9 protein-coding genes are annotated in these 12,824 nt (G+C 39.2%); 1 reads left to right on the top strand and 8 read right to left on the bottom strand.

Annotated features, from left to right (window positions below; all coding sequences use genetic code 11):
* Positions 1-329 precede the first annotated feature (329 nt).
* From ACFYKT_RS19545 to ACFYKT_RS19515, 7 genes are all read right to left on the bottom strand, one after another.
* A complete protein-coding gene (locus tag ACFYKT_RS19545) occupies positions 330-2,057 on the bottom strand; it encodes a methyl-accepting chemotaxis protein (protein WP_389222939.1) in 1,728 nt (575 codons plus the stop codon).
* 457 nt (positions 2,058-2,514) lie between these two features.
* Positions 2,515-3,483 (bottom strand): agmatinase family protein, encoded by a 969-nt coding sequence (locus tag ACFYKT_RS19540; protein WP_389222937.1) that lies wholly within the window; start codon positions 3,481-3,483, stop codon positions 2,515-2,517.
* A 2-nt stretch (positions 3,484-3,485) separates the two neighbouring features.
* Positions 3,486-4,745, bottom strand: coding sequence for an imidazolonepropionase (gene hutI / locus ACFYKT_RS19535; RefSeq protein ID WP_389222935.1), 1,260 nt, complete (start codon positions 4,743-4,745; stop codon positions 3,486-3,488).
* A gap of 2 nt (positions 4,746-4,747) precedes the next feature.
* Positions 4,748-6,421 (bottom strand): urocanate hydratase, encoded by a 1,674-nt coding sequence (hutU, locus tag ACFYKT_RS19530; RefSeq protein WP_389222933.1) that lies wholly within the window; start codon positions 6,419-6,421, stop codon positions 4,748-4,750.
* Between the two features lie 207 nt (positions 6,422-6,628).
* The gene (locus tag ACFYKT_RS19525) at positions 6,629-7,651 is read right to left on the bottom strand and encodes an NAD-dependent epimerase/dehydratase family protein (protein ID WP_389222931.1); all 1,023 of its coding nucleotides are present in this window, start codon (positions 7,649-7,651) and stop codon (positions 6,629-6,631) included.
* Between the two features lie 127 nt (positions 7,652-7,778).
* Positions 7,779-9,281, bottom strand: a complete 1,503-nt coding sequence (locus ACFYKT_RS19520; protein ID WP_389222929.1) for a response regulator transcription factor — start codon at positions 9,279-9,281, stop codon at positions 7,779-7,781.
* A gap of 206 nt (positions 9,282-9,487) precedes the next feature.
* Entirely contained in the window at positions 9,488-10,750 is a 1,263-nt protein-coding gene (locus ACFYKT_RS19515) for a murein hydrolase activator EnvC family protein (protein ID WP_389222927.1), read from the bottom strand.
* A gap of 321 nt (positions 10,751-11,071) precedes the next feature.
* Here ACFYKT_RS19515 and ACFYKT_RS19510 point away from each other — a divergent pair, with 321 nt between their 5' ends.
* The gene (locus tag ACFYKT_RS19510; RefSeq protein WP_389222925.1) at positions 11,072-11,989 is read left to right on the top strand and encodes a nuclease-related domain-containing protein; all 918 of its coding nucleotides are present in this window, start codon (positions 11,072-11,074) and stop codon (positions 11,987-11,989) included.
* Positions 11,990-12,489: 500 nt separating this feature from the next.
* Here ACFYKT_RS19510 and ACFYKT_RS19505 read toward each other — a convergent pair whose 3' ends face one another.
* A complete protein-coding gene (locus ACFYKT_RS19505; RefSeq protein WP_389222923.1) occupies positions 12,490-12,801 on the bottom strand; it encodes a hypothetical protein in 312 nt (103 codons plus the stop codon).
* Positions 12,802-12,824 lie beyond the last annotated feature (23 nt).

Genomic DNA, 12,824 nt, shown 5'->3' with positions numbered 1-12,824 from the left:
GAAGTTGATTTCCGCTCCAGGACGCTCGCTTTCCGCAGGGTGGGCGCTGAGCCTCCTCAACGCTTAAAGCGTCTGCGGGGTCTCACCTGTCCCACACTTCCCGCAGGAGTCTCGCGCCTTCCGCTACAATCAACTAGCCATATTTGTCTACGATTTTCACTCACAACATTTATTCAAAAAACAACAATCTTTTAGAAAAGAGCCAAATAATAAAACTATTAAATCCAATTTGCCTGAAAAGTCATGATTATTCAAGAGGGGACAGGCTATAAACAAAAAAACAAGCAAGTGAGTATTCCATCAACATGCTTGCTTTTCTTTTTATTTGATTAAATCTTAAAACGGTTTGCTAATTCTTCCATCTCATTTGCTGTATGTAGCAGCACTTGAATGGCTGCAGTGATCTCTTCCATTGAGCCTGTTTGTTGTTCAGATGTTACAGCTACATCCCTCATCTGTGTCGAGATTTCCTTCGAGATCGAGGCAATATTAAATATTTGTGTATTTACAGATTCAACATCATTCTGAATTCCAACAGTTGAGGCGAGAATTCGTTCAACCTCTTCACTTAAACCTTTTGTTGATTCTTTTATTTCATTAAAAGCACTGCCTGCATTTCGCACTTTTTCGATTCCAGTTTGGACAACTTTGTTTCCTTGTTCAGTAAGATTTACTGCTTCAGTTGTTTTGCTTTCAATCTCGAAAACAATCGATTTGATACTTTCAATACTTTTAGATGTTTCTTCCGCCAAGGTTCGTATCTCTTCAGCAACAACCGCAAATCCCTTGCCGTGCTCACCAGCCCTTGCACTTTCAATTGATGCATTTAAGGCAAGTAAATTAGTCTGCTTAGAAACATTCATAATAATATTTAAAATATCCTTCACTCTCGTTGATCTTTCTTTAAGCTCATGCATTGTTACGGATACATCCTCTGAGCTTGAACGGATATGATCCATTTGTTCAATAGATTCTTCAATAATCACACTGCCATTTATGGCAAGGCTTGAAACCTCAAATGAATTCTTAGCAGTACTTTGTACTCTTTCAGTAATATTGTTCGTTTGGTCAGTAATTTTCTGGAAGATTCTCTGGATGTGTTCTGCTTCTGTTGCTTGATGATTAGCTGACTCAGCAACATTTTGAAAGGTGGCAGAAGTTTCTTCAACAATATCTGCTACCTCTGAGGTATTGACGGATAGCTCTTCGGTCGATGCAGCTACTTCTTTAGAGGTTGACGCTGTTTGAAGGAGAGCACTTTTTAAATTTTCTACCATTACATTAAAGTTTTCGTTAAGAATTTGTATTTCCCCTGTAGCCTTGATTGTAGCAGCTTCCTTACTTAAATCACCTGCTGCAATTTGCTTTGTGTATTCTGTCAGATGTCTTAATGGTAGGATCGTTTTTCTTACGTACAATATGATAATGATTCCTGCAGTCAGCAATGAAAGAATTCCAACGATAATGGTAGAAGATACCATACTCCATGTTCTTTCAGTTAGAATCTCTGCATTGAAATCAATTGCACTTATTGCTACAACCTCACCATGGTTTTCATGACTTTTGAAAATTGGCGCATACCCAGTCAAACGTTTCATTCCTGCATAGTCATATACATCAGAAAAAACGGGGGCTTTTGTTTCAAGTAGTTTATTTAATAGCTCTTGATCCACAGGTGTTGTGTCCCCTATACTAATTCCTTGTTTTTCAGAATTTTCATCTGGGACAAGAACCTTTCCTTCAATTGACATAAGATATTGATTTTCAAAAATTGGCTTATGGGCAGTAGTCCAGTCCATTTTTATACCAAGCTCTTTTGCCTGTGAAGATGTGAGTGACTTCAGACTGTCAATATCATCACTTGTTAAAAGACCAGTAGTGATATTCGCACAACCAAAAAGTTCAATTCCAGCTGATTCCTTAACTTTCAAATATGTCATCCAATAATTCGCAAACGAAATGACCGCCAAACTGATAAAAATAACAACAGACACCAGCGCAATCAACCTTGAAAGAATCGATCTTTTCAATGTAACCCTCTTTTCTACTTTAATCATAGTAAAAATTTCCTGAAATGATTATAAACGATTCAATTTACTTAAACTGTTACAAATATCACTTATATTTTAAAAATTTGTATATTTTTATCGGATTTTGTCAAAATCTTAGTTACAAATCAAGAAAAAACACGAGGCTATGATAGGCCTCGTGTCTTACTTTCCTTATATAATTTATAATCTAGGATGTTTTTGCAAACACCGTTGCTTTTAAAATGCATTTGTAGAAGTTGATTTCTGCTCCAGGTGTTCGCTTTCCGCGGGGTGGGCGCTGAGCCTCCTCGGCGCTATGCGCCTGTGGGGCCTCAGCTGTCCCAAACGTCCCGCAGGAGTCTCACGCCTTCCACTCCAATCAACTATCTTTTTTACTAACACAACTTAGTCAAAAATAACGAAATTTTAGATAAATAACATATAAAAAAACACAAGGCTTTGGTTAGCCTTGTGTTCTTTTGAGTTATTTTTGACAGACACGACCAGTAACAAATTGCAGCCAAGCGTAAACACCTGTTTTGACGGTCTCGGCTACGGCTGTATCTTTGCTTGGGTCGAGGCAAACAAAATCAATATGGCGGACAGCTGAGCTTTTTCCAATTTCTAATAAGGCATCGAATAATTCTGTTGCCGTTAAGCCCCCTGGAGTAGACGCTGGTACTCCTGGGGCAACAGATATATCAAGCACATCCATATCAACGGTGACATAAATGCAGTCAACTTGGCTTGCTAGATGGCTCAATGCTTCCTTAATTGTTTCAATGATGCCTTGCTGACGTGCCTTTTTTAAGGTAACCATTTGAATCCGGTGCTCTTTCGCATAATCAATTAAGGGCTTGGCATTGAAATACCCGTGCAAACCAATGTTTATCACATGCTCTCCCTTAACGACTTTTCCACCGATTAGCTGTCTGATCGGTGTTCCATTTGCTGGCCCTAATTCAGCTGGGTCTCTGACATCTAAATGTGTATCGAGCTGTAAAATCCCAATTGTTTCATTAGGGTTCGCATTCTTAACTCCGCGAACTGCACAAGCAGTCGTTGAATGGTCACCGCCAATCATACAAGTTGCTGTGCTCGGATAGTCGGTAACTAAGGCTTCTGTTGCCTCCTGAATGTGCTGATGGGAGAGAAGAATATCAGTCGTGTGCATCATTACATCCCCTGCATCTGCTACTTGGAAGGATGCAAGGTCTACATCTTCATCTAAGTTGTATGTCGCAAATCCCTTCCACATCCGGCGAAATTCAGTTGGGTAAAGAGATGCACCAGAAACACTAATTGATGAACGAGAAATCGGTGCTCCGTAAAGGATCAGATCCGGAGCATTTTTCATTTCATCTAATGATTGTACCCATTGATGTACATAAGTTGGTTCACTATGAGTTCTATTCCATGACCATTCTGGTTTTTGGAGACAGTTCTTTTTCATTGTTAGCCCACCACCTGGACGCCTTTTTTCCAAACGGCTTTGACATGATTAACACCGAATAAATATTGCAGCTCTTGATAGTTCTTTACATTCCATAGAACAATATCGGCTTGTTTCCCAACCTCAAGTGAGCCCACTAAGTTGTGGCGATTAATCGCACAAGCAGCATTATACGTTGCTGCCGTTAAGGCTTCTGCTGGAGTAAGGCGCATGGAAATACAAGCTAAATTCATAACAAGTGGCATCGATGTTGTCGGCGAAGAACCTGGATTGCAGTCTGTCGAAATAGCTACTGCAACACCTTCATCAATCATTTTTCTGCCAGCCGCCGCACCTTCTCGTAAATAAAGGGCAGTTGCAGGCAGCAAGCAAGCGATTGTTCCAGACTTCGCCATTGCTTGAATTCCTTCATCTGAAGCCTTTAATAAATGTTCGGCTGAAATTGCTCCGACCTTTGCAGCTAATTCCGCTCCACCATATGGCTCAATTTCATCTGCATGAATCTTTGGCGTCAAACCAAGCTTCTTGCCTGCTTCTAGAATTCGTTCCGTCTGCTCTGGCGTATATACACCGATTTCACAAAAAACATCGTTAAACTCAGCCAATTTTTCCTCGGCAACAATCGGAAGCATATCCTGAATGATATGGTCAACAAACTCATCTTCTCTTCCTTTATACTCCGGTGGGACCGCATGTGCCCCCATAAAGGTTGGAACAAGGTCGATGGCATGGGCTTCCTGCAATCGCTTCATCATCCGCAACTGCTTCAGCTCTGTTTCCAAATTCATGCCATAGCCGCTTTTCCCTTCTACTGTTGTTACACCATGCTGAAGAAAGGAATCCAGTCTGCGAGTTGTTTGTTCAAATAGCTCTTCCTCTGTTGCTTCGCGAGTCATACGGGTCGTCGCATGGATCCCGCCGCCCGCGTTCATAATGTCCATATATGTCGCACCCTCAAGGCGCATTTCGAATTCACGTTCACGGCTTCCCCCGTAAACAACATGTGTATGAGGATCAACCAATCCAGGTGTTACTAAATGTCCTGTTGCATCAACGATTTCTGCTTCCTGTGTCTTATCAGCATACCGCTTTGCTAGCTCTACCGTTGTCCCAACAGCTTGAATCTTGCCGTCTTCTAGCCATAAGCTGCCGTCTTCAATTAATCCAAGCTCTGACATCGCTTCCTTTGAACGCGGACCCTTGATATTAGAATCAAGGGTAGCTAGTTGCGATATATGCTTAATCCAAATTGGTTTCTTCATCTTTACTCATTCCCTTTATTCAGCATCGGGATGTTAACCCCTTTTTCACGAGCGGTTTTCTCTGCCAATTCATAGCCAGCATCCACATGGCGAACAATGCCCATTCCTGGATCTGTTGTCAGTACACGCTCAATTCGTGCTTCTGCTTCTTTCGTTCCGTCTGCAACAATGACCATTCCTGCATGCATCGAATAACCCATACCTACTCCGCCACCATGATGCACAGATACCCAAGTTGCTCCACCAACTGCATTAATCATTGCATTCAAGATTGGCCAGTCTGCCACTACATCTGAACCGTCCTTCATTGCTTCTGTTTCTCTATTTGGTGAAGCCACAGAGCCTGAATCCAAGTGATCACGACCAATGACAATCGGTGCCTTCAATTCCCCTTTAGCAACCATGTCATTAATAATTTTTCCGAAGCGTGCACGTTCGCCGTAACCAAGCCAGCAAATACGAGAAGGCAGCCCTTGGAACTCAATTTTTTCCTGAGCCATGCGAATCCAGTTGCATAAATGCTCGTTATCGCTAAATTCACGTAGGATCACTTCATCTGTTTTATAAATATCCTCTGGATCACCTGATAAAGCTACCCAACGGAAAGGACCTTTCCCTTCACAGAACTGTGGGCGAATATATGCAGGGACAAATCCAGGGAAGTCAAATGCATTTTCTACTCCTTCATCCTTCGCAACCTGACGGATATTGTTGCCGTAATCAAATGTGACAGATCCCTTTTCCATCATTTCTAGCATTGCCTGAACATGCTTTGCCATGGAAGCCTTTGAAAGTTTCACATATTCTTCAGCATCATTTTTCCTTAACTCTGCCGCTTCCTCAAGTGACATTTTCGAAGGCACATAGCCATTCAGCGGGTCATGTGCAGAAGTTTGGTCTGTTAAGACGTCCGGAATAAAGTTTCGGGCAATCATTTCAGGAAGAATGTCAGACGCATTGCCAATTAGACCAATAGATAATGCTTTACCCGATTGTTTCGCTTCTTGTGCCAAGCGGATTGCTTCATCAAGAGAATCTGTTTTCACATCGGTATAACGAGTTTCAATTCGGCGATCGATACGCGTTTCATCCACATCAATACCGATACATACTCCACCATTCATTGTTACGGAAAGCGGTTGAGCACCACCCATGCCACCAAGCCCTGCTGTGACAGTAATTGTATTTCTAAGTGTGCCGCCAAAATGCTGCTTCGCTAATTCAGCGAATGTTTCATACGTTCCTTGAACAATTCCTTGAGAGCCAATGTAGATCCAGCTTCCAGCCGTCATTTGTCCGTACATCATAAGTCCTTTTTTGTCGAGTTCATGGAAGGTTTCCCAATTGGCGTATGCAGGGACGATATTAGAATTTGCAAGCAAGACTCTAGGTGCATCTGCATGTGATTTAAAAACTGCTACCGGTTTTCCTGATTGCACAAGCAATGTCTCATCATCTTCAAGTTCCTTCAATGATTTTACAATCGCATCAAAGCACTCCCAGTTCCTTGCTGCCTTACCGATTCCACCGTACACAACAAGATCTTCAGGGCGTTCAGCCACATCTGCATCAAGATTATTCATTAACATACGAAGTGCAGCTTCTTGCAGCCATCCTTTTGTATTTAGCTCTGTTCCACGGTAACGTACAACCTTCTCACTTGAAATCGTTTTCATCCTCATTACCTCCCCTTTTCTATATTTTTATTTTATAATGAAATTTCGGATAATTATTTATAAATTGGTTTTATTTTTATAAATTATTTCATTTTATTTTGTTAAACTAACCGTTTTTATAAATGAGTTCATGTATTTCAATGTGTATTACTGCTCTAAACAAAAAATGAGCTGTTTAACCACAGCTCATCTAGTGCTCATTCTACTTCAAGACATCTTTTCGTGCCAAAGCTTTAATAGTTCCATTTCTTTTTCGAATTTCATTCCTGCTTTCCGTTCAATACCCACTGGACGACTGAATTCCCAGTCTAACGTATCACGGATGGTGTCGATCAATGAACGGTATATTAAACCTTCATTACGAGCTTTCTGAGTGCTAACTGCTAGAAAGCCTGGTTCATTTAAAAATTCTGGAATCCATAAAGGCATTTCTGACCAATAGCTTACATGATTGTCATTCAGGAAATCCTCCTGTACCCATGTAAAAATAGCATTACTATTACTCGCCACCTTGCACTGATCAAGGAAATCCCTCATTGTTAATTTTTCTTCTGGTCCAGCTGCATTAAATACACCGATTTTTCTACCCTCAACCATTTTAATAATCCACTTTGCTAAATCACGGACATCAATAAATTGAATTTGTGCATCCGGATTACCAGGAGCTAGAACCTCTTTCCCCTTTGCTACACGTTGAACCCAATAAGAAAAACGATCAGAGTAATCATGGGGACCTACAATTAGCCCCGCACGAATCGATAATGTACGATTAGGCATTGCTGCTTCCGCAGCCTGCTCACACAAATATTTTAATGGACCATAATATTCATTATATATTGGCCCCGCAGTCCCTTTTGTTATTTCTTCTGCTTTTTCATCTGTGATTGTATGAACGGAGTGATTTTCATTAATACCGATTTTCGTTAAATCGGAATAGACAGACCCACTTGAAATAAAGGTATAATGCTCTACTGCATCTGCCAATCTTTCTGCTGACTCTTTAACAATACGTGGAACAAATCCACAAGTATCAATAACTGCATCCCACTTTTTCCCTTCTAGTGCTGATAATTGTCCGTTTCTATTACCAATCAGCGTCTCCACATCAGGGAAAAGATGAGGATTCCCCTTGCCTCTGTTAAAAAGTGTAACCTCATGCCCCTGTTCAAGAGCTGATTCCACAAGATAACGACCTAGAAACCTAGTTCCTCCAAGAATTAATAATTTCATTTTCATACCTCCTGGTAAAAAAATAATATGTAATCCGAGCTGCTTACTATTTATATTCGTTTTACATCATTTTTTTACCTTCTCACAAAAAATAGCCGTGAGGATTCACGGCTATTCTTTACTAATCTTACAATCTCTTTCTTATATTTGATTTACCACGTTCAATTCCGGTTCGATAAGCGGAGGGTGTGCAGCCTTCAAGCTGTTTGAATTTAGCGTTAAAATACGTTTGATGAGCATAGCCTATTAATCGGGACACCTCATCTAACGAAAGATCTGTTTCTTGCAGGAGCCGCTTGGCTTCACGAATCCTTACTTGATGAAGATAGGTGCGGAAGCTTTGGCCAGATTCCGTTGAAAACCGCCTGCTAAGTGTGCTTTTGTTCATGCGCAGCCCTTCTGCACATGCAGCTAAATTCCAGCCAGCATCCCAATAATTCGATTCAATCATTTCTTGTACTTTTTCTACAAGTGTCAAAGAGCCATCTTGAACTTGCTCCTGAACCAGCAGAAGCAAGTTCTGGATAAACGTTAGAAGCTCCTGAACAATTTGATAAATAACGGACTGATGTATAATTTGCTTGAACACCTCATGATAGCTAGCTTCAAGGGATACACTTAGAAGATTATATGATTTCATATGTCTGCGAATTTGTGCAAGCACACTCGTTAATCGAATTCGGACCATTTCAGGATCTGGATATGGGCGTTCATAAGTTAGAAATTCGCGCTCAACCCACTCTCTTATCGCCTTTGTATTCCTTGTTTCAAGCATTTCAATCCACTGGCGCTGCTCAAGTGGCGTAAGAAATGGATCCATTTCTAAAGGCTCCATTTGTTTATTTTCCTCTAATACAATATCATAGCCCTCAAAAAAGACTACTTTTGTTAATTGCCTTGTTTGCTGATACGTTTTCTTTAATGATCCTCTTGAAGAATCAATATTAATGACAATGGCAAGCGGTTCATCTATCCGCTCTTTCCACCTCGATAGAAAAGAGTGATAGACTTCCCTAATCGACTCAATCTTTTCATTTTCCTGTACACATAATATAAAATCCGATAATGCAAAAAGCCTATGTTTGTCAGGAAAAGAGTACCGTTGTAATGCATCATAGATAAGCGGCAGCGTTTCAGCATTCGGTGTCAAAAAAGCAACCATCGTGATTGGATTGGATCTATTCTTATCTAACAAAACTAAATCAGGGTAATCAATTGTATAAGTATCTACTTGGTCTCCGGCCTGATTTGAGTATAATTGTTGTACATTTCGAGTTTGATAGCGAATTTGCTGAATATGTTTCTTCAAATCATCAGGTGATATCGGACGGAATATGACATCTTCAGCACGAAACCGGAGTGCGCGATAGGCCGTTTGAAAAATTCGCTCCGAGGATAGACCTAACCAGCGTATTTTATGCCGCTGAAGCAGCTCACAAAATCCCTCATTGCCCGGCATCCAACTGTCCATATCCAGAATGACAAGGTCTGGCCGATCATTTTGCAAAACATCTGAAAATGCCTCTATCGAATCCCATACGGTTAATCGGATGCCAGGCAGATGTGATTCAATTACCCATCGAATTCCTTGAGCCTCTAACTTATCTTTTGCCATCACATGAATATTCAAATTTATCTCACCTCTACAGATCAGCATAACTAATCAATCGTTTGATTAAGGCGTATGTTCGCAGTTTTTAACTAATCAAACGTTTGATTAATAGCTATGTTCGCATTTTTACTAATCAATCGTTTGATTAAAAAGCATGTACCTTATATAGAGAATACCAAATTTAAAAAAGCACTACACCAGCTGGTGAGCGCCTTTTTAATAAATTAATAGTTTACATATTTAAGAGGATTAACAGAGTTTGATCTGCTGCCATTCCATGGTCCGTGATGGATTTCAAAGTGCAAATGCGGGCCAGTTGAATTACCAGTATTGCCCATAACACCTAATTGTTGACCCTTTTCAACACTTTGTCCATTGGATACAGAAAGATACTCCATATGACCATAAACGGTTGTCATAACTTGTCCATCAATGACATGAGTAATCATGACGACATTTCCATAACTGCGATCAAAATTCGCTTTGATCACTATTCCTGATGCGGCAGCAACAATTGGAACAGCTTCCGTTCTGCCACCTTTACCAATATCTATACCCGAATGCAATCTTCCCCATCTTTGTCCATAATGGGATGTCAATCTGCCTGTTGCCGGGTTCATAAATACTCCATTTGTAATTGCTGGAGCAGAACCAACCTTGTTCCCTTGACTAGCTTGCTTCTTCCTTTGTTCCTCTAGTTCACGCTGTTTCTTATTCCATGCCTCAATTTCACGTTTAATTGCCTTATCCTGCGCCGCAAGAATGGCTGCTTCATCTTCAAATTCAAGAAGTTCATCATGCATATGTTGTTCTTCTTTTTCCAGTTCTTTTAATAGTTTGCTTCTTTCAAGCATTTGGCTCTCATGCTTCTTTTTCATACTTTCTAAATCAGCTAACTTATTATTTAGTTCTTCTAATTTATTCTTAGCCTCTACTTCTTTTTGATCAAGGAGTGCTTTATCCTCCTGATGCATTCGAAGCAAGTCTCTATCAGCTTCCATAAATGACGTTACCGCACTCACACGGTTAATAAAGTCACCAAAGCTTTGCGCACCTAATAACACATCTAGGTAGTTAATGACTCCACCATTTTCTTGGATGGAACGAACCCGATCCTTCAACAGCTCATCTCTTTTTTTAATCTGTTCCTTAAGAACAGCAATTTCTTGCTGGAGCTTCTTAATTTCCTCTTTTGCATCTACAATTTGCGCTTCTTTTTCTTGAATTTTATTCTTTGTATCTGCAATAGCCAATTCTAATTTATCCAGTTCTTTCTCAACAGCTGATTTCTCTTCCCCAATTTGCACAAGGTCATCTTTCTTCTGATCAATCTCTGATTGAACATTTGAACGTTTTTCTTGTATTTCCTTCTTTTTATTCTCTAGCTGCTTATTTGTGACAGCATATGCAGTACTTGAGATAGGCATTAATAAACTACTGCAGCCTAATACTAATCCGATTCCTAGAGTGAGAATTTTTCTTTTCAATTTGGTTCATGTCTCCTCTCTATGTCCTTTAGACTCCATTAGATTCTATTATTATGTATAAAAGGCTAGTCCGCTTTTGTCTAGTTATAGCAGAAATTGATAGATAATTTGTCTGATAGATTGTAGAATGATGTATTTATAGCAGGAAAAATTGCACAGGTTTAGTCATTTTTTGTTGCTTATTCACATATTTTATATTATAGCATTGTCATCTATAAATATAATCACGAAAATTATTACATTTATATTTCAAAGGATTCCATCACTTGTAAATATAGGAAATTTTTCATAGAATGAATCTTAGATTGGAGGGTATTGCTAATGATTATGAAAACTCGTAAACCATCAGAAGAATTAAAGCTTTATAGAAGTTTAAATATGCGCATGGATTTATCAGATGAAGAAGTAAAATATTGCTGGAGCCTTGAAAAAGGATTTGAAGGGGAGCAGCAGTTTGATGCATGGCTGATGAATTTACCAGATTCAGAGAATTGGGTAATTCTAAATGATGTATTGCTTGAATACAATAACACTACTTTTCAAATCGATACGTTACTACTAGCCGATGAGTCACTTTATTTTTTTGAGGTAAAAAACTACGAAGGGGATTTTTTTATCGATGAAAAGGGAAGATGGTATACGCTCACAAAGAAGGAAATTAAGAACCCATTACTCCAGTTGGAACGAAGTAAATCGCTGCTTAGGCAATTATTACAAAGCCTTGGAATTCATGTGCATGTAGAACCCTATGTAATCTTCATTAACCATAATTTCCATCTCTATCTAGCCCCAATTAACCCATCGATTATTTTCCCCACTCAACTTAAACGATTTTCGAAAAAGCTGCCTGTTAAACCTTCAAATAAGAAAAGCCTTCAAATTGCACAAAAATTAATGTCCATTCATTTAGAGAAATCACCATACACAAGAGTGCCTGATTATACCTATGACCAGCTAAAGAAGGGAATCCTCTGTAACTCCTGTCATTCATGTGATTTGCAATTTATCGGTCATCATATATTAGAATGCACAAGGTGCTCATGTAGGGAAGATGCCAGAGCAGCTATTATTCGAAGTGTGGAAGAATTTATACTCCTTTTCCCAAATAAAAAAGTAACTACTAATGCTATTTTTGAATGGTGCGAAGTAATTACATCTAAGAAAGTTATTCGAAAAGTTCTGTCTGAACGCTATACTTGCATTGGATATGGTAAATCTTCTTATTATGTAGAGTCATAGGATTTTACGTGCCTCCCTTTTACAGTAATAACCATTATTGAGTTCTATCCTTCTTTTATGTGACCGCCTTTTACAGTTATAACCATAATTAAGCTCTATCCTTCTTTTATGTGACCGCTTTTTACAGTTATAACCATAATTAAGCTCTATCCTTCTTTTATGTGACCGCCTTTTACAGTTATAACCATAATTAAGCTCTATCCTTCTTTTATGTGACCGCTTTTTACAATTATAACCATAATTAAGCTCTATCCTTCTTTTACGTGACCGCCTTTTACAGTTATAACCATAATTAAGCTCTATCCTTCTTTTACGTGACCACCTTTTACAGGTATTACCATTATTGAGTTCTATCCCATTTTTATGTGACCGCTCTTTACAGTTATAACCATTATTGAGCACTATCCCATTTTTACGTGAGCAGTTTTTACATTTACCCGCTTTCTCTTTCCAAAAAAACAAGCCGCCCAGCATCAGCTAAGCGGCGGATTGTTCCCGTATTATTTAGTTGAATCAATCTTCATCGTTCGTCTAAGTACTTCTATTTCCTGTTTTAGCTTTAAGTTTTCTTGTTTGATTGCTATCATTTCATCCTGATTGTCTATCTTGGTTGGGGGTAGGAGTGTTACTTTGTACCAGCTTTTTCCGTCTGTTGTTTTCTTTTGGAAGCTTTTATTAAAAATAGCTTTTGGATATATCTTTTTAATATATTCTGTTTCTTCATTAGATAAGCGTAATTCCCTAATGTGTACGCCATCACCGAAAGACTCTGATAAAAACTCCTCGAATTTCTCTACTTCATTCAGCTTCAAAATATACCCCTCCCTCAAAATAC

Source organism: Cytobacillus mangrovibacter (assembly GCF_042865275.1).
GTDB classification, from domain to species: Bacteria; Bacillota; Bacilli; order Bacillales; family Cytobacillaceae; genus Cytobacillus; species Cytobacillus mangrovibacter.
Note: the sequence above shows the minus strand (reverse complement) of the source record. Positions and strands in the feature narration are given on the sequence as shown.